Here is a 21972-nt window from a genome sequence, read left to right on the forward strand (position 1 = left end):
GCGTGGTCGCCCACGCCCCCCCCGGGCCCCCCCCCCCCGCCCCCCCCCCCGAATGGGGGGATGGTGGTGCGGTGGTTTTGCCCCCCCCCCCCGGGGGGGGGGGGGTGGGGGGGGGGCCCCCCAGCCGTTGCCGAACGCACCGGTCCCCCGACAACCCCCTCACCCCGACCCTCTCCCCAGAGGGGAGAGGGAGATTGATGCGGCCCCTCAGTCATGGGCGCAGCCTCCACCCCCGCTGGCGCGCCGGAAGCCCGCCAGCCCGAGCTGCACCACGCCGTTCACGACGCGCACCGGGCAGTGGCCGGTGCAGCCCTCGTCCGGGCCGACCGCTTCGCCGCTGGCGAGGTCGATCACCCAGTTGTGCAGCGGGCAGGTGACGCGGGCCCCGTGCACGATGCCCTGCGACAGCGGGCCGCCGCTGTGCGGGCAGCGGTCCTCCAACGCGAAGACCTCGTCCGTCAGCGTGCGGAACAGGGCGATCTCGCCGGCCGGCGTGCGCACCACGCGGGAGCCCTGGCGCGGAATGTCCTCGACCGACCCAACCGAAACCCAAGAAATCTGCTGGTCCATGGTTCGTTACCCCACCTGAGCGAGCGGCGTGAATTCATGACGGTCGACCGCACCGCTGGCCCGCTCGGCCCAGGGGTCGTCCTGCGAGAAGCTCTGCGAGAAGAGGAAGCGCGCGTTCAGAGCTTTCCGCCCCTCCGGGTCGTCCACCAGGCGCGTCTTGATGTAGTCGAGGCCCACCCGCTCCAGCCACGGCGCGGTGCGCTCCAGGTAGCGCGCCTCCTCGCGGTACAGCTGCATGTAGGCCCCGGTGTATTCCAGCACCTCGGCCTCGCTTTCCACCTTGCACAGCAGGTCGCAGGCCCGGACGTGCATGCCGCCGTTGCCGCCGACGTGCAGCTCATAGCCGCTGTCCACGCACACGACGCCGAGGTCCTTGATCGTCGCCTCCGCGCAGTTGCGCGGGCAGCCGGACACGGCCAGCTTCACCTTGTGCGGCGTCCAGGTGCCCCAGGTCAGCCGCTCCAACTTGACACCCAGGCCGGTCGAGTCCTGCGTGCCGAAGCGGCACCATTCGGATCCGACGCAGGTCTTCACCGTGCGCAGCCCCTTGGCGTAGGCGTGGCCCGACACCATCCCGGCCGCGTTCAGGTCCGCCCACACCGCGGGCAGGTCCTCCTTCTTCACGCCGAACAGGTCGATGCGCTGGCCGCCGGTGACCTTCACGGTGGGGATGGCGAACTTGTCCACCACGTCGGCGATGGCCCGCAGCTCCGCCGCGGTGGTCAGGCCGCCCCACATGCGCGGAACGACGGAGTAGGTGCCGTCCTTCTGGATGTTAGCGTGGACGCGCTCGTTGATGTAGCGCGACCGGCTGTCGTCCTTGTACTCGCCCGGCCACTGGCACAGCAGGTAGTAGTTCAGGGCCGGGCGGCAGTGGTGGCAGCCGTCCGGGGTGCGCCACTCCAGCCGCTGCATCACGTCGGGGATGCTCTTCAGTTCCAGGGCGGAGATCGCCCGGCGCACCTCGTCGTGGGTGCGGTCGGTGCACTTGCACAGCGGCTTGGCCTTGCTCTCGCCGGCGTAGCCATCGCCCAGCGTCAGGGCCAAAAGCTGCTCCACCTGGCCCGTGCAGCTGCCACACGACGCCGAGGCCTTGGTGTGGGCGCGCACCTCGTCCAGGCTGCTCAGGCCCTTCTCGGTGATCGCCTTGACGATGGTGCCCTTGCACACGCCGTTGCAGCCGCAGATCTCCGCCGTGTCGGGGAGCGCCGCAACGGCGGCCTTAGGGTTTGCCGCCCCCTCGCCTCCGAACCCCTGGCCGAAGATGAGGGTGTCGCGCACCGGCGCCACGTCCTCGCCGTCCTTGAGCATCTGGAAGTACCAGGCGCCGTCCTTGGTGTCGCCGTACAGCACGGCGCCGAGGATGCGGCTGTCCTTCACCACGATTCGCTTGTAGACGCCGCGCGCGGCGTCGCGGAACACGATGTCCTCGCAGTCCTTGCCGCCGGAGAAGTCGCCGGCCGAGAAGACGTCCACCCCGGTGACCTTCAGCTTGGTCGAGGTGACCGATCCGCTGTAGGCGCTCTCCACACCGCCCGCGAGACGGTCGGCGGCGACCTTGGCCATCTCGAACAGCGGGGCGACGAGGCCGTAGGTCAGGCCGCGGTGCTCCACGCACTCGCCGACCGCCAGAATGGCAGGGTCGGAGGTCGTCATCGTGTCGTCGACCTGCACGCCGCGCCCGCAGGCCAGACCGGCGGCTTTGCCGAGTTCGGTGTTCGGGCGGATGCCGACGGCCATGACGACCAGGTCGGCCGGCAGCTCCTGCCCATCTTTTAGGCGCACGCCGGAAACACGCTGGTTGCCCAGAATTTCGGCGCCCAGAATCTCAGCGGTGTCGGCGCCGGTCAGCACGGTGATGCCGCGGCGCTCCAGCTCGTGCTGCAACAGCGCGCCGGCCGAGCGGTCGAGCTGGCGTTCCATCAGCGTGGGCATCAGGTGCACCACGGTGACGTCCATGCCCTTGACCTTCAGACCGTTGGCCGCTTCCAGCCCAAGCAGCCCGCCGCCGATGACCACGGCGCGCCCGCCCTTGCCGGCCGCTTCGAGCATCATGTCGACATCAGCGAGGTCGCGGAAGCCGACGACGCCGGGCAGGTTGGCACCCGGCACCGGGATGATGAAGGGCGTGGAGCCGGTGGCGAGCAGCAGCTTGTCATAAGCCACCGTGTGCCCGGACATCGCCGTGACGGTCCGGGCCTCGCGGTCGATCGTCTCGACCTTGTCGCCGGTCAGCAGGGTGATGCCGTTGGCCTCGTACCAGGCGCGGTCGTTGAGCACGATCTGCTCGAAGGTCTTCTCCCCGGCCAGCACGGGGGAAAGCATGATGCGGTTGTAGTTGGGGTGCGGCTCGGCGCCGAAGACGGTGATCTCGTACCGGCCGGGCGCCTTGGCCAGCAGTTCCTCCAGCGTGCGGATGCCGGCCATCCCGTTGCCGACGACCACCAATTTCTCGCGATGCCCGTGTGATGCGTGGTTCTCTTGCATGCTCGTGCCCTTGCAGGATGGCCGAAATGAAAAAGCGCCCGAAACCGCCGCTCTGGTGAAGGAGCCGGGATTTCGGACGCCGTTGTCCGGGGTGGTTCGTCGGTGAACCGGCAGGCGACGCCGTTGCCGCTGCCCTGATCTGCCATCCTTCTGGCAAGCCGCGTGCCAAATCCGGCACCAAGGTATGAATACGGTATGAGATTGGCGGAATGCCTGGGCTTTTCCGGCACCGTTCAGGGTGGACGCCGGGTGGTGTGTCTGGTTTCCGACACACGCTTTTGGCCCTTTCCGAACAAAAAGCAGTCCAAAAGCCGACAAATTGTGCAGCGCATTACGACCATGGTCTTGACCTTGGCCGTGCGCCGATTCCGGCCGCGCCCACGGATGCCAAGCCTTTGGGACCGCTTTTTACCTCGTCTATAGCCTTTGGCATGGTCCTTGCGAGACAAACGGCGGGACGCGTCAACGGTGGTGCGTTCCACTCCCAAGCCCAAGGTTGGGCCCCACGGCAACGTCGCTGATCCGGTTCCGACAGCCCCTTGATCCGGCTGGAGGCCCTTCACGGCGCATCGCTGAAAGGGGCTCGGAATCGCGGTCGGCATGGCCCCTGGGGCTCGGAAGAGAGATGGAGCGACCGACGTGATCCGACTTCCCGCCTCCCCACGCACTGCCTGTTTTTTCACCGCCGCTGCCATTGCCCTTTCCCTGGGCACTCTGTCGTCCGGCACGGCGCAGGCGGCTCCGCTGAACGTTGAGAAGGACCAGCTGAAGCTGGGCTTCATCAAGCTGACCGACATGGCCCCGCTGGCCATCGCCGTGGAAAAGGGCTTCTTCGATGACGAAGGCCTTTCCGTGACGCTGGAGCCGCAGGCCAATTGGAAGGTCCTGCTGGACCGCGTCATCTCCGGCGAGCTGGACGGCGCCCACATGCTGGCCGGCCAGCCGCTGGGCGCCACCATCGGCTACGGCACCCAGGCCAACGTCGTCACCGCCTTCTCCATGGACCTGAACGGCAACGGCATCACCGTGTCGAACGAGGTGTGGGAGCGGATGAAGGCCAACCTTCCGAAGGGCGCGGACGGCAAGCCCGTCCACCCGATCAAGGCCGACGCGCTGAAGCCGGTCATCGCCCAGTACCGGGCGGAGGGCAAGCCCTTCACCATGGGCATGGTCTTCCCGGTCTCCACCCACAATTACGAGCTTCGCTACTGGCTGGCCGCCGGCGGCATCAACCCGGGCTTCTATTCCCCGACCGACGTATCCGGCCAGATCCAGGCCGACGCCCTGCTGTCGGTCACCCCGCCGCCGCAGATGCCGGCGACGCTGGAGGCCGGGACCATCTTCGGCTACGCGGTGGGCGAGCCGTGGAACCAGGCGGCCGTCATGAAGGGCATCGGCGTCCCCGTCATCGCCGACCCCGACATCTGGAAGAACAAGCCGGAGAAGGTCTTCGGCGTGACCGAGGGCTGGGCCGCCAAGAACCCGAACACCCATCTGGCGGTCGTCAAGGCGCTGATCCGCGCCGCCCAGTGGCTGGACGAGAACAACAACGCCAACCGCGCCGAGGCGGTGAAGATCCTGGCGAAGTCCGAATATGTCGGCGCCGACGCCAAGGTCATCGCCAACTCCATGACCGGCACCTTCGAGTATGAGAAGGGCGACAAGCGCTCCGTCCCCGACTTCAACGTCTTCTTCCGCTACAACGCGACCTACCCCTTCTATTCCGACGCCATCTGGTACCTGACGCAGATGCGCCGCTGGGGCCAGATCGCCGAGGCCAAGCCGGACGGCTGGTACGCGGAGACGGCCCGCAAGGTCTACAAGCCCGACGTCTACCTGAAGGCCGCCAAGCTGCTGGTCGAGGAAGGCAAGGCCAAGGAGGCCGACTTCCCCTGGACCAGCGACGGCTACAAGCCGGTGGACAGCGGCTTCATCGACGGCATCGCCTACGACGGCCGCAAGCCCAACGACTACCTGTCGAAGCTGAGCATCGGCCTGAAGGGCGCCCAGAAGGTCGAAGGCGGCCAAGTGGTTGGCGCCGCCCAGGTTGGCGGCTGAGGCACGGACGGACGGAAAGGACCCCCACCATGACCAGCGTTTCCGAAGCCGCCGCCCTCACCTCCGCCGAGGCGCTGCGCGCCCAGCGCAAGGCCCGCCGGGCGCACGCCCTCAACCGCGCCGCGTCCACGCTCCAGATCGTCGGGCTCGGCTGGCTCAGCCCGCTTCTGCGCCTGGCGGCGGGCGAGAACCCGCGCCAGCAGGGGCTGGAGTTGTGGCGACAGGCCGGCGTGCCGGTGACCGCCCTGTTCCTGTTCGTCGCCGCCTGGGCTTGGCTGGCGCCGCAGGTGCACACCAGCCTGGGCGCCGTCCCCGGCCCCGCCGAGGTGTGGGAGCAGGCGGGCAACCTCGCCGCCGACCACCGGGCCGAGCGCGCCAAGGAGGCCGCCTTCTACGACCGGCAGGCCAAGCGCAACGCCGAGATCCTGGCGAAGGACCCGAAGGCGGAGGTGAAGACCCGCCCCTACGCCGGCAAGCCCACCTACCTGGACCAGATCCTGACCAGCCTGAAGACGGTCTTCTCCGGCTTCCTGCTGGGGGCCCTGGTGGCGGTGCCGCTGGGCGTGGCCTGCGGCCTGTCGCGCACGGTCAACGCAGCCATGAACCCGCTGATCCAGATCTTCAAGCCGGTGTCGCCGCTGGCCTGGCTGCCGCTGGTGACCATGGTGGTCAGCGCCACCATCTCCAGCGACAACCCGACCTTCGAGAAGTCCTTCCTGACCTCGGCCATCACCGTCACGCTCTGCTCGCTGTGGCCGACGCTGATCAACACGGCGGTCGGCGTGTCGTCCATCGACAAGGACCTGATGAACGTCGGCAAGGTGCTTCAGCTGTCCGCCCCGACGATGGTCCGCCGCCTCGTGCTGCCCTCGGCGCTGCCTTACATCTTCACCGGCCTGCGGCTGTCGCTGGGCGTGGGCTGGATGGTGCTGATCGCGGCGGAGATGCTGGCCCAGAACCCCGGCCTGGGCAAGTTCGTGTGGGACGAGTTCCAGAACGGCTCCTCCACCTCGCTCGCCAAGATCATGGTGGCGGTGTTCACCATCGGCCTGATCGGCTTCCTGCTCGACCGCGTCATGCTGGCCTTCCAGGCCGCCGTGTCGCACGGCAGCACCCGCTGAGGAGACCCCGACCATGGCGATCCTCGAACTGAAGAACGTCTCCAAGTCCTATGGTGCCACCAACGTCCTGAAGGCCATCGACCTGTCCATCGCGGAGGGGGAGTTCGTCGCCATCGTCGGCTTCTCCGGCTCCGGCAAGACCACGCTGGTCAATCTGATGGGCGGGCTGGCGGAACCGGACGCGGGGGAGGTGCTGTTCCGCGGCAAGCCGGTGCGCGGGCCGGGGCCGGAACGCGGCATCGTGTTCCAGAACTACTCCCTGATGCCCTGGCTCAGCGTGAAGGACAACGTCGCGCTGGCCGTGGACAGCGTGCACAAGGGCAAGGCCGGAGCGGAGCGCGGGGCGCTGACCCGCCGGGCGGTGGAGACGGTGGGCCTGGGCCACGCCACCGACCGCCGCCCGAAGGAGCTGTCAGGCGGCATGCGCCAGCGCGTCGGCTTCGCCCGCGCGCTGGCCATGACCCCGGACATGCTGCTGCTGGATGAGCCGCTGTCGGCGCTGGACGCGCTGACCCGCGCCAAGCTGCAGGACGAGATCGAGGCGATCTGGCGCAAGGACCGCAAGACGGTCGTGCTGATCACCAACGACGTGGACGAGGCCATCCTGCTGGCCGACCGCATCATCCCGCTGACGCCGGGCCCGGGCGCGACGCTCGGCCCCGCCTTCACGGTGGATCTGCCGCGCCCGCGCGACCGCACCGCCGTCAACCACGACCCGGACTTCAAGCGCCTGCGCGCCGAGGTCACCGCCTACCTGATGGAGGCCGGCGTCGCCCGCGCCGCCGAGACGGTGGACGACGACCTGACCCTGCCGCCGCTGAAGCCGGTCACCGCCGCCCCGGCGCCCAAGGCCTATCTGGCCTCCCTGACCCAGGGGATGGTCGACGACCGCTACGTCGAGTTCAGCCGCGTCACCAAGACCTACCCCACGCCGAAGGGGCCGCTGACCGTCGTGGACGGCTTCGACCTGAAGATGCGCAAGGGGGAGTTCATCTCGCTGATCGGCCATTCCGGCTGCGGCAAGTCCACCGTGCTGTCCATGGTCGCCGGCCTGACCGAACTGTCCAGCGGCGGCATCATCCTGGACGGCAAGGAGGTGACCGGCGCCGGCCCCGATCGCGCCGTGGTGTTCCAGGCGCCCAGCCTGTTCCCATGGCTGACCGCGGCGGAGAACGTCATGCTGGGCGTGGACCGCGTCTACCCCCACGCCAGCAAGGCGGAGCGCAACGACATCGTCCGCTATTACCTGTCGCGCGTCGGCCTGGGCAACGCCATGGACAAGAAGGCGGCGGAGCTGTCCAACGGCATGAAGCAGCGCGTGGGCATCGCGCGGGCCTTCGCCCTGTCGCCGAAGCTGCTGCTTTTGGACGAGCCTTTCGGCATGCTGGACAGCCTGACCCGCTGGGAGCTGCAGAAGGTGCTGATGGAGGTGTGGGCGCGCACCCAGGTCACCGCCATCTGCGTCACCCACGACGTGGACGAGGCGATCCTGCTGGCCGACCGCGTGGTGATGATGTCGAACGGGCCGAACGCCCGCATCGGCCACATCCTGAACGTGGACATCCCGCAGCCGCGGACCCGGCAGGCCCTGCTGGAGCATCCCCGCTACTACGCCTACCGGGAAGAGCTGCTGAACTTCCTGGAAGGCGGTCACCACGGCACGGCGAAGGCGGCGTAACGAGAAGGCGGCGAACCTCCATGGCGAACAAGACCCTGAGCATCCTGGTGGCCGGCCCCGACGCCGCGAGCACGCGCCCGCTGTTGGATGGACTGTCGGGAACCGGCGACATCAGGGTCACCGCCGTGGAGGGATTCGCCGATGTGACCGCCCGTGCGGCGGCGCTGGCCCCGGACGCCGTCGTCGCGGCGCTCGGCGGTGCCGACCGCGCCACGCTGGACAGCCTGTTCCAGCTGGCCCGGTCCGGCGGCTGCGCCGTCGTCCTGTTCGCCGACCGGGCCGAGCCCGGCGTCACCGCCGCGGCGGTGGAGGCCGGCGTCGCCTCCTTCGTGGTGGATGGGCTGCGCCCCGACCGCGTGCGGCCCATCGTCGACACCGCCCTGTCGCGCTTCGCTGCTTTTGAAACGCTGAAGCGCGAACGCGACGAGGCGCGCACCCAGCTCGCCGAGCGCAAGCTGATCGAGCGCGCCAAGGGCATCCTGATGCAGCAGAAATCCTTGACCGAGGAGCAGGCCTACACCGCGCTTCGCAAAGCCGCGATGCGCCAGGGCCGCCGCATCGCCGACATCGCCCAGAGCATCATCACCGCGTCGCAGATCGAGTTCTGACGGGCAGTGAGCCCTTGTGTTTCAAGGGCTTACGCTGATGATGATACGGAATGGGGGATTCACTTCCGATACCCGTCGGCCGGTTTTCAGGGCACTGCGCGGGGGGTCCGGAGCCTCAACAGTGTGCCAGACCACCCGACTCCGCACAAGCCGAACCATGATCGATGCGCAGTAGCCCTCTCCCCCCTGGGGAGAGGGTGGCCCGGAGGGCCGGTGAGGGGGTCGTGCGTGGCGGAACGTCCGGCACAAGCGCATCCCCCTCACCCTAACCCTCTCCCCAGAGGAGAGAGGGGACTTTGGACACCATCTTCCTAGGTCCGTCGGATCTGGGCCTCACAATCCTCCTGCCCCGGGTCGGCCTGCGTCGGTTATGATTCCCGACCACCAGGGCAGAGGGGATGCAAAGCCAGGATGCTGATCCGACAGGGGGAACACCGGGGGACCGCGGCCGACCGCAAGCTGGCCTGGTCGCTGGCCGGCGTCGCCGGCGCGCTCAACGCCGCGGGCTTCTACGCCGCCGGCCTCTATTCGTCACACATGACCGGCACCGTCTCGACCATGGCCGACCATCTGGCGCTTGGCAACCTCGGCGCCTTCGGCGTCGCGCTGGCGATCGTCGGCACCTTCGTCGCCGGGGCGGTCGTGTCGACCCTGCTGATCAACGCCGGCCAACGCCGCGGATTGTCGGCGATCTATGCCTACAGCGTGTTCCTGGAGGCTGTGCTGCTGGCTGGGCTGGGTGCCGCCGACCTGTGGCTGCACGAGTTGCGCGGCCCCACGCTGGTGATGGGGCTGAGCTTCCTGATGGGCTTGCAGAACGCGGTCGTGACGCGCATCTCCAACGCCCGCGTCCGCACCACCCACGTCACGGGCATGATCACCGACATCGGCATCGAACTCGGCAACCTGCTCGACGGCCTCGGCCACCGCACGGATCGGGAGCAGGTGCGCGGGACGCTCGACAAGCTGAAGACCCATGTGCCGACCGTCCTGTCCTTCTTCGGCGGCGGCGTGTTCGGCGTGCTGGGCTACAGCGCCGGCGGGCCGATGCTGTTCGTGACGCTGGCGGTCATCCTTGCCGGCTTCGCCGCCCCGGTGATCGTCACCCAGTGGCGGGCCGCCGCGTAACCGCCGGCGTTTCAAATTCAGCGTTGCCCTGAGAGCCTCTATGGACCCCAGCGAAGGCCCTATCCCCGACATCGTCGCCCCCGGTCTCGACGCGCTGTTCGTCGGCTTCAATCCCGGCACGCGCTCCGGTGCGCTGGGGCACAATTATGCCGGCCGCGGCAACCAGTTCTGGCGCCTGCTCGCCGAGGCCGGGCTGACGCCGCGCCTCCTGCGGCCGGAGGAAGACCTCCTGCTTCCGGAGTTCGGGCTTGGGTCGACGAACCTCGTCGCGCGGGCGACGCCGAGTGCCGCCGACCTCAGCCGGGCGGAGCTGCGCGGCGGCGTGCCGCGCCTGCGCGCGCTGGTGGCGGAGTTCCGGCCGCGCGTTATCGCCTACACGGGAAAGGGCGTCTATCTGGCCGCCGCCGATCTGGACCGGGCGGACTGGGGCGTGCAGCCGACCAGCCTGTTCGGCGATCCAATCGACGTTGTGTTGCCCTCGCCCAGCGGGCTCGCCCGGCTGCCCTTCGCCGAGAAGCTGCGCTGGTTCTGCGAGGTCCGAAAGGTGATCGACGGCACCCGCGCTTGACGCCCGCAGTTGACGTTGGGCGCTGACGTCAGCGGGTACCGTTACAAATTCAGCGTCGCAGTTGACTCACGCCAGCAACTCGTCCAGCAGGGCGTGAAGGCGTCGAAGCTCCTGCCATTGCGCCTCGTCAAGCTGCTTGCGGTGCGCCCGCAGCTCCCCGACATCGACGGACGAGAAGTCCTTGGCGATCTTGTGCACCGCCGATACCAGACGGACGACCGGCGGCGGCGCGTCCTTGGCTTCCGGCTTCGCAGCCTCACCGCCCCCGATCTGCGCCTTCTTCGCCTCGCGCAGCGCCTTGACGGTGCCGCCGTCCTTCACGGCGTCCCACAGACGGCGTTGCGCCATGGCGTCGTCCACCGCGGCGATCTCCGTCAGGATGCTTTTGGGCACGGAGCGGTAGCGCGTTTCAAATTCAGCGATGATCTCGGTGGGCAGCCGGAGCAGCGACAGGGTGCGCGTCACCTCCGCTTGGCTGCGGCCGATCACCTGCCCCAGAGCTTCGTGCGTGTACTCGTGCCGCTCGATCAGACGGGCGAAGGCGCGGGCCAGTTCCATCGCGTCGAGGTCGACGCGCTGGATGTTCTCGATCAGCGCCAGCTCGTCCGGGTCGCCGTCGCTGACGATGGCAAAGACGGTCTGACGCCCGGCCAAGCCACAGGCGCGCAGGCGCCGCTCCCCGGCGATCAGGCGGTAGTCGCCGTCGCCGATGTCCTGCACCAGAACCGGCTGCTTCAGCCCATGGCGGGCGATGGAGTTGGCCAGCTCCTGCAAGGCCAGCTCATCGAAATGGCGGCGGGGCTGGTCCGGGTTGGGGTGCACGCGGTCGAGATCGACCTCGATCAGCCGCGGGAAGTCGGCCGACAGCCCGAACAGGGCGTCGCCGCCGCGCTGCGCCGCCTTGTCGAAGATACGGGTGCTGGTCCGTTCGAGCTTACGAGACATGTGTGGTCTCCTGGGCGGTTTCCGCGGTCTGGAGGTGGGCGGCCAGTTCGCGGGCGAGTTCGCCGTAGGCCTGCACGCTGTTGGAGTTCGGGTCGGCCTCGATGGCCGGGCGGCCGGCGCCCGACGCCTGGGCGAAGAGGGTGGCGCGGGGCACGGCGGGCAGCACGCGGGTGCGTCCCTCGTAATGCTCCTGGATTTCGCGCAGGCTCGCCTGATCTTGCGTCAAGCGGGAGGAGAACATGGTTGGCAGGATGCCGAAGATGTTGAGCGACGGATTGGAGCGCCGCCGGATCTTGGCGATGGTCTCCAGCAGCAGCGGCACGCCGAGGCCTGCGAACACCTCCGTCTGCACCGGGATCAGCACGAGGTCGCTGGCCGCCAGCGCGTTGATGGTGAGAAGGCCGAGGTTGGGCGGGCAGTCGATCACGATGACGTCGTAGCGATTCCGGACCTCCGCCAGCTTCTCCTTCAGGACCAGGGAGTTGTCCGGCTCCGCCACCAGCTCCGTCTCCGCCGCGGCCAGCCCGATGCTGGAAGGGGCGAGCATCACCGCCCCGCCGCACACCGGCTGGAGGATGCTGTCGAAGGAGGAGCCGCCGCGCACCACATTATAGAGACCCTTGCGGTGCGTCTCGATCTCGCCGGGGTCCAGGCCCATGTGGACGGTCGCGTTGCCCTGCGGGTCGCTGTCCAGCAGCATGACCTTCAGCCCGAGCGTGGAGAGCGCGTAGGACAGGTTGACCGCCGTCGTGGTCTTGCCGACGCCGCCCTTCTGGTTGGCCACGGCCACCACCGCCCGGCGCAGCTTCGGACCCGGAGCCGCCTGGGGCACCGCGGCCATGCCGCCCTGGCCGGCGAGGAAGCCGGCGACCTGCTGGGGGATCCGCTCCGCCCCGCTTTCCCACCGGCTGATCCGGGACCGGTCATAGCGACGGTTCAGCGCGCCGTTGAGCCATGTCGCAAAGCTCAACTGATCCTCACCGCGCCGTTCGCGGATGGCGCGCAGTTCTTCCCCGTTCATCGGGCCTCCGGCTTCGATCTGGTCCGTTCCTTTTTACCGACGTGACGCAACTGGTCAAGACGGAGTGTGCCAGCTTGCGTCAATTGAACCGCAAGCGGGGGATCATGCGACGTCGTATGGGACGGAAGTCATAGGAATTGGGCGGCGACGGAGGGGTGGATTGACCCGGAGGGTCCGTTGCTGAATCGAACCGAACGTGGCGCCGAGCGGCCCATATCCGCCGGCGTTACCAATTCAGCGTTGGTGCGGGCGCAGGATTCCGAGTCGGGCCTTGATGCGCCTGGAGTCCCATGTTGCGAATTCTGCGTGCTGTCCCGATTCGCTGAATTCCGGACGTGTTTCAAAATCAGCGCGAGACTCGGCGAGTCGGCTAAGCCCTGGAAAACCAACCACTTTCGAGTCGAGCGTTACCAATTCTGCGTTGGATCCGAGTCGCTGGCGTTGCAAACTCAGCGACGGAATCGGCGGAATTAGGACTGCCCTGTGACAGCCCGGAAAGCCCTTTGGACCTCCCATCGGCGTCCCTTACCGCCCGGATGTTGCGTTTTCAGCGAAGGGGGTCGCGCCAACGCTCGTGCGACCGGTCTAACAGGGGAATCTATCGGGACTCATATAGGACATGGTTGCGAGTTCAGCGTGGATAACCGCCTTTTGCGACTCATCTTCAGCGAGGATGAGCGAGTCCCCGTTGCGACTTCGGCGTACCCGTCGTTGCGGAGTCAGCGAGCCGTTTCGGCCTGAATCGTCCGCCGCGATTCCAACTCAGCGTGGAAAACGACCCGAAGCTGTGGACAGGCGTGGATCCGCGGCGTGGTGTCGGCCGGGACCGGTCGCGCCAACGCTGATTTTGAAACGCCGATGGGCGGGGTGGTCGCCGGGCCGCGGGGCGGGCGGGCCGTTCGGCCGAACCGGTCCCCAAGCCAGCCCGTCGGCCAGTCGCCGGATTCCGGAGCCCGTCGCTGAAGTTGAATCGGAATCTGCACGTTCCGTTGCGACTTCAGCGATTCTTGGGATGGACGCGCTTCACAGCCACCACATTTTGTGTTCTCTGGAATGACGGGAACGTGACAGAAAGAGGCCGGAGGGTGTCCATGGCGAAAATCCACGAGCAGCTGACCTTGGAAGGGTTCGAGGCGGTTCTGGCCCGCACCGAAGACCCCAAGGAGCGCCGCCGTGTGATCATGGCTCACGAGGCGCTGTCCAACGAGATGGACGCGATCGGCTACCTGCACGCCGGCTTCTGCCAGGCGTCGCTGCCGCACCGCAAGCCGAAGGACGAGACCGCCCCCTGGGTCCGCAACAACGGCAAGTACCAGCTGGTCGTCCGCCCCGGCATCCTGCCGCTGCGCGACGGCACCGTGCTGGACGTCGGCGTTCCCTACGGCGCCAAGGCGCGCCTGATCATGATCTACCTGCAGACCGAGGCGCGCAAGACGCGCAGCGCCCACGTCGACCTGGGGCCGAGCATGAGCGCGTGGCTGCGCCGCCTGGGGCTGGCGCCGACGGGCGGGGAGCGCGGCAACTACAAGCCGGTGCGCGAGCAGGTGCTGCGAATCGCCCGAAGCGAGTTCACGCTGCGCACCACCACCGGCCCGTCCACGGCGGAGATCTCCGACCAGCGCCTGATCGACGGCATCAAGCTGTGGCGCGACGAGGAGGACACGCCCGACCTCTTCCGCACCGGCGGCGAGTGGGTGCGGTTCGTCCGCCTGACCCAGAGCTTCTTCGAGCATCTGATGGAGCACGCCGTCCCGCTGGACGAGCACGCCATCGCCAAGCTGAAGAACTCGGCGCTGGCGCTCGACGCCTATGTGTGGCTGGTGCACCGCCTGCATCGCCTGGACAAGCAGACTCTGGTGCCCTGGCACGCCCTGTCGCAGCATTTCGGCTCGGTCAGCGAGCACCGCGTCCTCGCCTTCCGCCTGAAGGAAGCGCTGAAGGACGTCATGGCGGTGTACCCGGACGCCAACATCGAGCCCACCTCCAAGGGCCTCGTGCTGCGTCCGTCGGCCCCGGCCGTTCCCTCCAACAAGCATCTGGTGCTGCGCCCCGTGCGGGGCTGAGGCCGGGTTTGGAACCGGCGGAGCGGCGGGACCGCCCGCCACCCCGCCGGAGCCCTTGCGCGGGGCGCGTCAGCGCCGGGTGATCGAATCCGTGTCGGCGGTGTCCAGGGTCGCCGGCGCGTTCATGTCGCCGACCACGCCGGTCGTTCGCGTGTCATACGCATCCCGCCGGCCGGTGCCCGAGGTGGTCGTCGAGCCGGTCCGGGTGGTGGCGGCGGCGGATCCCAACGCAGCGTCGGGCGCACCCGACCCCATCATCCCGCCCATCAACTGACGGACGCGCAGATTGTTCTGCACGTGCCGTGCGCCGGACACGGACTCGGCGATGTCCTCGGCCCGGTGCTTCGCGCGCCGGTCCTCGACGCTGCCGGACAGGGTGACCTCGGCGCCGCTGACCGTGACTTCGATGTCGGAGGCGTCGAGGTAGGGGTCGTCGGTCAGGCGGTCGTTGATGTCCTCGCGGATGCGCTCGTCCGACCGGGTGTAGCCCTTCGGCCCGCGGCCCCGGTGGTGCTGGGCGCCCGAATCACCGCGCCACGCGTCCGTGCGCCGCCGCCGCTCAGCGTCCTCGTCCCCGAACCAGGACGCCATTTCGTCGCCGGCCCGTTCCAGGAAGCCGCGGTCGCCGCTGTGCTGGCTTCCGCCGTAATGGCCGCCCCGACCATAGTCGTAATCGGACCGGTCGTAGCCCATGCGGCCGAAATCACCGCGCCCCCAGCCTTCCCTCCGCCGGTCATCCCGTCCCCAGTCGTCCCGTCGCCGATCGTCCTGATCCCAGCGGTCGCGGTCGCCGCGCGCGTACTGGCGCATGTCGTTCAGCATGTCGCGCCCATAATCGCGGTGCTGGCCGAGATCGCGCACGTCGCGCTCGCCCCGGTTCCAGCCGCGCTCCTCAAGGTCGTTCCTCCACCAGCGTTCGTCGCGTGCCATGTGACACCCCTCCAAAAGGTGCAAAGGCCGCCCCGTTCGGCGACCATCCGGTCAACATGAGCGGGAGGAGGGCGGTTCCTTCGGCCCACCGCGTCGACCCGTAACGCCGGTCCTGGAAAAGCCTGCACTCGTCGCGGAATTGTGTTGTTCGACAGCGGCTCAACCGTGCATGATGCGCGCCGCGCGGAAGACACTGTTTCGGACGAGGCGCCGATGACGAACTCTATTGACGACGACAAATACCCGGCGCGCGCCGTCGTCTACATCGAAGCGACCTGGGGGAAGGTCACCTACACGGGATCCGGCTTCCTGGTCGGGCGCAACGACGTGATCACGGCGTCGCACGTCGTGTACAACGCGAGCCTGGGCGGCAAGCCCAGCAGCATCAAGATCTACCCGTCCTACAACCCCGGGAAATCGGACAACAAACACTACGGCGTCGCCAAGGCGCAGTTCTTCACGAACTTCGACCCGGACTCCGACGGCAAGCTGATCAGCGGCGACTTCTATCGCAACACGCAGGCCGGGTCGGAGATCGATGCGGCGCTGCTGACGCTGTCGGACCCGATCGGCGACACCTACGGGTATTTCGGCATCGACTGGAATTATGCCGGCGGCAGCGTCGGCGTCCTCGGATATCCGGCGAAATACGGGCGGTACGAGACCTACGACAGCGGGTCCGTGCGCAAGTCGTCCGTCGATTCCGTCTATTACGTGAACGCGGATCTGGAGATCAATCCCGGCAACTCCGGCGGGCCGATCTTCTACGACAATGGCAGCGGGCCGTTCGCCATCGGTATCGTGTCGACCGCCATCGCGGCGCCCTCGCTCGGCGGACAGGCCAGCTGGCTGAAGACAGCGATCACGGCGAACGACAGCTTCATCAACGCCAGCGTCCCCACACAGGCCAACGGACGGACCGCCCTGGTCACCGATACGGTCTCGTCGCGGGAGGTCCAGATGGACCTCTACGTCGGGTCGGTGACCATGATCAAGAACCAGTACATCGGTTCGAAGTCGCACGAGTCGGTCAGCGGCACGGACAACGGCGACTTCATGAACCTGGTCGACGGCAACGACGCGGCCGATGGCAAGGGCGGCGACGATGTTCTCGACGGCGGCCTGGGCTCGAACTTCCTCACCGGCGGGGCCGGCACCGACACGTTCTTCGTCGACGGGCGCGGCGGTGGCGTGACCTGGTCCACGATCACCGACTTCGAACCGAACGAGTGGGCCACTGCCTGGGGCTGGCGGCCCGGCGTGTCGACGATTTCGTGGGAAGCCATGAAGGGGGCTTCCGGCTACGAGGGCGCCACCGCGCACATCGATTTCGACCGGAACGGGACCATCGACGCCAGCATCACCTTCACCGGAAAGGCGGTCGGGTCGATCATCACCATGCCGGGCCAGATCGGCAGCGACAGCTATCTCGCCTTTCGCCTGGCCTGAGGACGGCGGCCGTCCGGGAACGGCCGCCGCCGGTCACAAGGGCAGAAGCGCCTCCCTCTCCGTCGTCCCTGGTGCCGTTCCGTCCAGCGCCACCGCGGCGCCGGCCATCGCGCCGGCCATGGCTCCGTGCGTCACCGAAACGGTGCTGCGCCCGCCGCCGAGCGGCGTCACCCGCACCTGGACGCCGATCCGCTCCACCAGCGCCGGCACGTGGCTAATCACCCCGACCTGCCGCCCCGTCGCCTGTAAGGCCTCCAGGCAGGACAAAGCGAGGTCCAGGCTGTCGGGGTCGAGCGTGCCGAACCCCTCGTCGATGAACAGCGTGCCGATCCCGCCGCCACCGCTGCCCCCGGCCATGGCCGACAGGCCCAGCGCCAGGGCGAGCGACACCAGGAACATCTCGCCGCCCGACAGGCTGTGCACGCCGCGGCGTTCGTCGCCCATCTCGCCGTCCACCACCTGGATCTCCAGGTCGGCCCCGGCCACCCGTTCCAGCCGGTAGCGGCGGGCGAGATCCCCCAGGTAGCGGTTCGCCTGCACCAGCAGCAGGTCGAGGCTGAGGCTCTGCGCGAAGTTGCGGAACTTCATGCCGTCGCGCGAACCGATGAGCTGGGCCATCGTTGCCCACAGGGCGTGCGTCTTGCGTTGGGTCTCCATCCGGTCGAGCACCGCGGCGAGCCGTGCCCGGTTCTCCGTGTCGGCGCGCAGCCGCGCCTGCGCCTCGCCCAGCCGTCCCCGCGCCTCCTGCAGGAGGGAGGAGGCCGCAGCGACGGACGCCGCGGCCTCTTCCGCGGTGCCGGCGGGCGCGCCCGTCGCCCGGTGCTCCTGCCGCAGGCGGGTCCGCTCCGCCGCCAGCAACGCCGCGTCGCGCTGCGCCGTGCCGAGATCGGCAAGCGCCTTTTCCTCCGCCGCCAGCCAATCCTCGCCGCGGGCGAGGTGCGCGCGGGCCTCCTCGACGGTGATCGCGCGCGTCGCCGCCGCGTCGGCCAGGGCCGTGGCCGCCGCGGCCGCCGCGTCGGCGCACCGCCGCGCCGTCTCGCCGCGCGTGGCGTGGTCCTGCCGGGCGGCCGACAGCCGGCCTGCCGAGTCCTGGCGGGCGATGGTGGCCTTGTTCACCAGCGCATCCGCCCGCACGCGCGCGTCGGCCAGCTCCTTCTTCACCTCCGCCACCGCCCGGCCGCCGAGCAGGCCGGCACGGGCCGCGCGCAGGGCGAGGAGTTCGCCGGCCAACCCGTCGGCGCGCCGCCGGGCGGTGTCCTCCGCCTGCCGGGCGCCGTCACTCTCCACCGCCTTGGCGGCGGCCTGCCGGTCCAGGGCCTCGCCGTCGCGGACGGCCTTCGCCTGCGCCTCGCGCTGGGCCAGGAAGCCCGTCACCCGCGCGGCGGTCGCAACCCGCAGCGCCTCCGGATCGGTGCGCAGCGCCTCCTCCCACCCCTCAAGCGCCGCGAAGGGCGCCGCAAGCTCCGCCCGCGCCTCCTCCAGGGCGCGCGCGGCCTGGTCGCGCGCGGCGGTGGCGAGATCCACGGCGTGGCGGGCCGCGTCGCGCTGGCGGGTCAGCGCCTCGATGGCCTGGGTGACGTCGGCCAAGGCGGCATCCTGCGCGCGGCATTCCTCAAGGGCCGCGTCCAGCCGCCCCTTGTGGTCGAGCGTCACGGCTTCGGCACGGCCGATCTCCGCGAGTTCGGCGTCCACGCCGGCCAGCCGCGTGGTGACCTCCTCCCGCGCCGGCTCGGCGGGCAGGTCCGCCTCGCTCCCGCGGGTCGTCCAGCGGTCCAGAAGGTCCTGCCGTTCCCGCCGCAGCGACTCGAGGGTCCGGTCCAACCCCGCGACGCGCTCGCGCGCGGACCGCGCGGACGCCTCCTGGGCGCCGTGGGCCTTCACCAGATCGGTCACCTCGGCGCGCAGGGCGGCGACGCGATCCTCCTGGTCGTCGGCCAACCGCGCGAGCGGGGCGGAGTCCGCCCAGGGGTGCTGCGTCGATCCGCAAACCGGGCAGGCGTCGCCGTCCACCAGCTGCGCGCGCAGGGTCGTCACATCCTCGCGGCGCGCGAGGTGCAGGCGGCGCAGCGTGGCCTCCGCCTCGTCCAGCACCGCCCTCCGCCGCTCCAGAGCCGCTCGGGTCTCGCCGGCCAGGGAATCGGCCTCGGTCGCCGCGTTCCCGTGCCGGGTGCGTTCGCCCTCCGCCTCGGCGATCTGCGCCGCGACGCGGCCGGCGCCCTCGGCCAAGCGCGCAAGCGCCGCCAGCGCGTCCCGGCGTTCGGTCAAGGCCGTGCGGCGACGACGGATGTCGTCGAGCGCGACCACCGGTTCGGCCCGCAGCGCGGCGACGCGGTCCTGCGCCGCGTCGCGTTTCGCCTGCGTCTCCGTCCGCTCCTCGCCTTTCCGGGCCAGCGTGTCCTCATGCGCCGCGGCGTCCTTGGTGCAGCGGCGCCGCTGGTCCTCCGCGCCGCGCTGGGCCCGCAAGCTGTCGCCACAGCGGGCCAGCAGCGCGTCCCACCGGGCCCACTGCTCCGCCACCGGCGCGAGCGGCGCCTGATCGGCCAGCCAGCGCTCCCGCTCCGCGGCGTCGCGCCGGGCCGCGTCCAGCGCCGTCTGCAACGCCGACCCTTCCTTCAGAAGAACGGCGACCCGCTCCTTCGTCCGCTCGACCTCGGCCAGCGCCTCCCCGTTCTGGGACGACAGGGTCGCGATCTGGGCGTCCAGAGCGGCGGCGCGCTCGATGTCCGGGTCCGCCTCGTCCTGGGCGAGGCAGGCCGCCTCGAAGGCCGCCCGCGCGTCCGCGTGCCGTTCGGCGGCCTGTTCCAGGGCTTGCTGCGCCGCTGCGGCCGTGGCTTCGGCGCGGACCAGAGCCTCCTGCGCGTCGGCGGACTCCCGCACGCACCGGTCGGCTTCGGCCACCAAGGCGCGCAAAGGCTGCAGGCTGCGCAGCAGGGCGGCCTCCCGGCGGCGCGGTTCGGCGTCCTGCCAGGCCCGGTCGGCCTCCGCCGCTTGGGCTGTGGCCGCCGCCTCGGAGGTGGCCAGCTGGGCATCGCGCTCGTGCCACGCCACGGCGGCGCGCGCGGCCTCCAGCGTTGCTTCCTGCCGCTGAACGGCGGCGGTCGCGTCGGTGGCCTCCGCGTCCAGGGCGGCACGCTCGGCCTCGCCCAGCACGCCGATGCCGGCGCATTGCGCCTCCAGGGACTCCAGCGCGCGCTGCTCCGCGACGTTGCGCTCAAACGCGGCGACGGACAGGCGCGAGTAGATCTCGGTTCCCGTCAGCAGCTCCAGCAGCGCCGACCGTTCCTTCGCCGGCGCCTTGAGGAAGGTCGCGAAGTCGCCCTGCGCCAGCAGGACGGCGCGCCGGAACTGCTCGAAGCTGAGGCCCAGGCGGGTGGAAATCTCCTCCAGCACGCTCGTCTTGCCGTCGCCGAACCGCTTGGTGCCGTCCAGGCTCGACAGGCTCATCGCCTGCTTCTGAAGCTGCCCGCGCGCGTTCTGCCGGGCGCGCCGCAGCTCCCACCGCGCCCGGTAGGCGGCGCCGTCGACGCCGACGAAATCCACCTCGGCCCAGCCCGACCCGGCGCCGCGCCGCAGGATCGTGCGGACGTCCGTGGTCAGGATGGCGTCCGGGTCGCCGTCGCGGCCGAGCTGCACGCCCCGCCCGTCCGGCAGGCGCGGCATCTTGTCGAACAGGGCGAGGCACAGCGCGTCGAGTATGGTGCTCTTGCCGGCGCCGGTCGGGCCGGTGATGGCGAACAGGCCGGCGTTCCGCAGCGGCCCGTGGTCGAGGTCGACGGCGAAGCTGCCGTCCAGGCTGGCCAGGTTGCAGCCGCGCACCGCAAGGATCCGCATCACGCACCCTCCTGCACGGCGGTCACCAGTTCCTGGAAGGCGGCGAGCAGCACCGGGTCGGGGTTCCCGTCATGGCTGCGCCGGTAGAGGCGCTGGAAGACGTCCTCCGGGGCGAGGTCGGCCAGCTCCATCTGCGGAGCCGTCTCGGCGAGCGTTTCGCCGCGGCCGGTCAGGCGCACCGCCAGCTTCACCAGCCGCGCGGGACGCCCGGCCAGCGCCGCCGCGACCTCCTCGCGCAGCGCCGGGCGCGGCTCCGCCAACTCCACCGACACCTCTACGAACGGCCAAGCCTCGCGCGGTAGGCCGTCGTCCAACTCCAGCGCGCACAGGGCGGCCAGGGCCTCCTCCGGCGGGGCGAAGCGGCCGGCGCCGGGTACCCGTTGCACCGCGACGAAGCGCGGCACCCGCAGAGCTTCCTGCCCGACCAGGCGCCCGTCGGCGATCTCGGCCAGCACGACCTGGTGCGGGTAGGACTCCTCGTCGATCGAAAGCGGAAGGGGCGACCCGCTGTAGCGCACCCCCTCGCGCCCGCCCACGGCCTGGGCGCGGTGCAGATGGCCCAGCGCCACATAGGCGGCGTCCTCCGGGAAGACGTCCACCGGCAGGGCGTGCAGGTTGCCGCCGAGGATCTTGCGCTCGCTCAGCTCCGACAGGGCGCCGTCCCGCATGTAGCAGTGACCGGTCAGAACCAGCGCCTCCCCGGGCCGGCGCCGCTGCCGGCCGGCGTCGACCGCCGCGGCGTAGACGCGGCGAACGCCCTCGATCAGCGGATCGCCATCGTCCTCCGTCTCCGTGAGCGGCGGCAGGTCGGCGGGACGGAGGTACGGAACCGCCACGCACTGGGCCGCGACGCGCCCCGTCTCGTCATGCAGGGGAAACAGCAGGCGCTCCGGCGCGAAGGCGCCGTCCTCCCCGAACGGCAACCCACCCACGACATGCACCCCTAACTCCCTCAGCAGGGGGGAGGGCGCCTCCAGACGGCTGCCGCTGTCGTGGTTGCCCGCGACCACGACGATGTCCAGGCCGGGCCGGCGCGCCTTCGCCCGCGCCAGGAACCGATAGAACAGACCAAGCGCCGGGATCGGGGGATTCTGCCCGTCGAACACGTCGCCGGCCACGACCAGCGCGTCGACCGACCGCTCGTCCAGTGTGTCGAGAAGCCAATCAAGGAAGCGCGCGTGTTCGTGATCGCGCGGGATGCCGTGCAGAGTCTGCCCGAGATGCCAGTCGGCGGTGTGAAGAAGGCGCATGGGAGAAAGGGTTCCGGCGGGACGTAAGGAGCCGCATTTTACGGAAAGGCGCCGCCGAACCGGCCATAGGAAAAAAGGGCGTGGGAAAAAAATCGCCCGTGGTCGAAAAAAGCGCTTGCGCGTCTCAGCGGAGCGGGCATATAAAGCGCCTCCCGACGCGATGCCCACCAACGAGGCGGCGGCGCGGCGGAAAAAGACAGACAATTCGCCCTGGCGGCTCACTCCTTCGAGAGGGTTGAGCGCGGGGCATTGCGGTTCCTCGTTT

15 protein-coding genes are annotated in these 21972 nt (G+C 69.7%); 8 read left to right on the forward strand and 7 right to left on the reverse strand.

The window, feature by feature from the left end:
• Nucleotides 1-207: 207 nt before the first annotated feature.
• Together nirD and nirB are read right to left on the reverse strand one after the other, a co-directional pair.
• Nucleotides 208-570 carry a nitrite reductase small subunit NirD gene (gene nirD / locus J2851_RS34535; protein WP_209773599.1) on the reverse strand — a complete coding sequence of 121 codons (363 nt, stop codon included), beginning with the start codon at nt 568-570 and terminating at the stop codon, nt 208-210.
• Nucleotides 571-576: 6 nt separating this feature from the next.
• Nucleotides 577-3057, reverse strand: a complete 2481-nt coding sequence (nirB, locus tag J2851_RS34540; RefSeq protein WP_209773602.1) for a nitrite reductase large subunit NirB — start codon at nt 3055-3057, stop codon at nt 577-579.
• 639 nt (nt 3058-3696) lie between these two features.
• Between nirB and J2851_RS34545 the strand changes: the two genes are divergently transcribed.
• From J2851_RS34545 to J2851_RS34570, 6 genes are all read left to right on the forward strand, one after another.
• Nucleotides 3697-5115, forward strand: a complete 1419-nt coding sequence (locus J2851_RS34545; protein WP_209773606.1) for a CmpA/NrtA family ABC transporter substrate-binding protein — start codon at nt 3697-3699, stop codon at nt 5113-5115.
• A 29-nt stretch (nt 5116-5144) separates the two neighbouring features.
• Nucleotides 5145-6236: an ABC transporter permease gene (locus J2851_RS34550; RefSeq protein WP_209773609.1), complete on the forward strand. Its 1092-nt coding sequence runs from the start codon at nt 5145-5147 to the stop codon at nt 6234-6236.
• A gap of 13 nt (nt 6237-6249) precedes the next feature.
• Nucleotides 6250-7914, forward strand: coding sequence for an ABC transporter ATP-binding protein (locus tag J2851_RS34555; protein ID WP_209773612.1), 1665 nt, complete (start codon nt 6250-6252; stop codon nt 7912-7914).
• 20 nt (nt 7915-7934) lie between these two features.
• Complete coding sequence (locus J2851_RS34560; RefSeq protein WP_209773615.1) at nt 7935-8522, forward strand: ANTAR domain-containing response regulator; 588 nt, start codon at nt 7935-7937, stop codon at nt 8520-8522.
• 411 nt (nt 8523-8933) lie between these two features.
• On the forward strand, nt 8934-9650 hold the full coding sequence (locus J2851_RS34565) for a YoaK family protein (RefSeq protein WP_209773618.1): 717 nt from the start codon (nt 8934-8936) through the stop codon (nt 9648-9650).
• Between the two features lie 40 nt (nt 9651-9690).
• Nucleotides 9691-10218 carry a mismatch-specific DNA-glycosylase gene (locus J2851_RS34570; protein ID WP_209773621.1) on the forward strand — a complete coding sequence of 176 codons (528 nt, stop codon included), beginning with the start codon at nt 9691-9693 and terminating at the stop codon, nt 10216-10218.
• Nucleotides 10219-10284: 66 nt separating this feature from the next.
• On the opposite strand, the gene J2851_RS34575 is transcribed toward J2851_RS34570, so the two are convergent.
• Nucleotides 10285-11163 carry a ParB/RepB/Spo0J family partition protein gene (locus tag J2851_RS34575; protein ID WP_209773629.1) on the reverse strand — a complete coding sequence of 293 codons (879 nt, stop codon included), beginning with the start codon at nt 11161-11163 and terminating at the stop codon, nt 10285-10287.
• The gene (locus J2851_RS34580; RefSeq protein ID WP_209773631.1) at nt 11153-12184 is read right to left on the reverse strand and encodes a ParA family protein; all 1032 of its coding nucleotides are present in this window, start codon (nt 12182-12184) and stop codon (nt 11153-11155) included. Before J2851_RS34580 ends, J2851_RS34575 begins: the two co-directional genes overlap by 11 nt.
• 1091 nt (nt 12185-13275) lie before the next feature.
• Between J2851_RS34580 and J2851_RS34585 the strand changes: the two genes are divergently transcribed.
• Nucleotides 13276-14247, forward strand: coding sequence for a replication protein RepA (locus J2851_RS34585; RefSeq protein WP_149472271.1), 972 nt, complete (start codon nt 13276-13278; stop codon nt 14245-14247).
• A gap of 69 nt (nt 14248-14316) precedes the next feature.
• Here J2851_RS34585 and J2851_RS34590 read toward each other — a convergent pair whose 3' ends face one another.
• On the reverse strand, nt 14317-15177 hold the full coding sequence (locus tag J2851_RS34590; RefSeq protein ID WP_209773641.1) for a BON domain-containing protein: 861 nt from the start codon (nt 15175-15177) through the stop codon (nt 14317-14319).
• A gap of 213 nt (nt 15178-15390) precedes the next feature.
• On the opposite strand from J2851_RS34590, the gene J2851_RS34595 reads away from it, so the two are divergent.
• Entirely contained in the window at nt 15391-16626 is a 1236-nt protein-coding gene (locus J2851_RS34595; RefSeq protein ID WP_209773644.1) for a trypsin-like peptidase domain-containing protein, read from the forward strand.
• Between the two features lie 33 nt (nt 16627-16659).
• On the opposite strand, the gene J2851_RS36475 is transcribed toward J2851_RS34595, so the two are convergent.
• On the reverse strand, nt 16660-20457 hold the full coding sequence (locus J2851_RS36475) for an AAA family ATPase (RefSeq protein ID WP_209773646.1): 3798 nt from the start codon (nt 20455-20457) through the stop codon (nt 16660-16662).
• The gene (locus tag J2851_RS34605) at nt 20457-21707 is read right to left on the reverse strand and encodes an exonuclease SbcCD subunit D (RefSeq protein WP_209773654.1); all 1251 of its coding nucleotides are present in this window, start codon (nt 21705-21707) and stop codon (nt 20457-20459) included. Before J2851_RS34605 ends, J2851_RS36475 begins: the two co-directional genes overlap by 1 nt.
• Nucleotides 21708-21972: the final 265 nt, after the last annotated feature.

The organism is Azospirillum rugosum (genome assembly GCF_017876155.1).
GTDB lineage: Bacteria > Pseudomonadota > Alphaproteobacteria > Azospirillales > Azospirillaceae > Azospirillum > Azospirillum rugosum.

Bases quoted from the DNA above. Each gene is read 5' to 3' on its own strand.
- nirD (WP_209773599.1), bottom strand. From the start codon at position 570: ATGGACCAGCAGATTTCTTGGGTTTCGGTTGGGTCGGTCGAGGACATT.
- nirB (WP_209773602.1), bottom strand. From the start codon at position 3,057: ATGCAAGAGAACCACGCATCACACGGGCATCGCGAGAAATTGGTGGTC.
- J2851_RS34550 (WP_209773609.1), top strand. From the start codon at position 5,145: ATGACCAGCGTTTCCGAAGCCGCCGCCCTCACCTCCGCCGAGGCGCTG.
- J2851_RS34555 (WP_209773612.1), top strand. From the start codon at position 6,250: ATGGCGATCCTCGAACTGAAGAACGTCTCCAAGTCCTATGGTGCCACC.
- J2851_RS34560 (WP_209773615.1), top strand. From the start codon at position 7,935: ATGGCGAACAAGACCCTGAGCATCCTGGTGGCCGGCCCCGACGCCGCG.
- J2851_RS34565 (WP_209773618.1), top strand. From the start codon at position 8,934: ATGCTGATCCGACAGGGGGAACACCGGGGGACCGCGGCCGACCGCAAG.
- J2851_RS34570 (WP_209773621.1), top strand. From the start codon at position 9,691: ATGGACCCCAGCGAAGGCCCTATCCCCGACATCGTCGCCCCCGGTCTC.
- J2851_RS34575 (WP_209773629.1), bottom strand. From the start codon at position 11,163: ATGTCTCGTAAGCTCGAACGGACCAGCACCCGTATCTTCGACAAGGCG.
- J2851_RS34580 (WP_209773631.1), bottom strand. From the start codon at position 12,184: ATGAACGGGGAAGAACTGCGCGCCATCCGCGAACGGCGCGGTGAGGAT.
- J2851_RS34585 (WP_149472271.1), top strand. From the start codon at position 13,276: ATGGCGAAAATCCACGAGCAGCTGACCTTGGAAGGGTTCGAGGCGGTT.
- J2851_RS34590 (WP_209773641.1), bottom strand. From the start codon at position 15,177: ATGGCACGCGACGAACGCTGGTGGAGGAACGACCTTGAGGAGCGCGGC.
- J2851_RS34595 (WP_209773644.1), top strand. From the start codon at position 15,391: ATGACGAACTCTATTGACGACGACAAATACCCGGCGCGCGCCGTCGTC.
- J2851_RS36475 (WP_209773646.1), bottom strand. From the start codon at position 20,457: ATGCGGATCCTTGCGGTGCGCGGCTGCAACCTGGCCAGCCTGGACGGC.
- J2851_RS34605 (WP_209773654.1), bottom strand. From the start codon at position 21,707: ATGCGCCTTCTTCACACCGCCGACTGGCATCTCGGGCAGACTCTGCAC.